Origin of the sequence: Longicatena sp. 210702-DFI.1.196 (assembly GCF_020563125.1) — a bacterium.
GTDB classification, from domain to species: domain Bacteria; phylum Bacillota_I; class Bacilli_A; order Erysipelotrichales; family Erysipelotrichaceae; genus Longicatena; species Longicatena caecimuris.
In genome coordinates this window covers 1-228 of record NZ_JAJCPX010000151.1, presented here as the reverse complement: position 1 = coordinate 228, position 228 = coordinate 1, and the positions used below count along the sequence as shown (strand labels likewise).

General features: G+C 41.2%; 1 pseudogene. It reads left to right on the top strand.

The annotated features are described in order from the left end of the window. Positions 1–228, top strand: a pseudogene (locus tag LI241_RS15735) (hypothetical protein); the annotation flags it as partial.

Here is a 228-nt window from a genome sequence, read left to right as displayed (position 1 = left end):
AAAAGACACCGGTAAGCAATGAAGGCTATGAGAACAAGGTCGTAGGCGATAATGTGCAAATACTGCCATTTGTGAATGAAGAGATGAAAGAAGAAGGAACGTTATCCGTTACGAAGCTGATTGAGAATACAACAGGTGAGATACCGATGGATGATATCAAGTTCACCTTTGTGTTGAGCAGAAAGAATGGGGACGTTTATGAAGCTGTCAAGAATGCGAACTATGTCA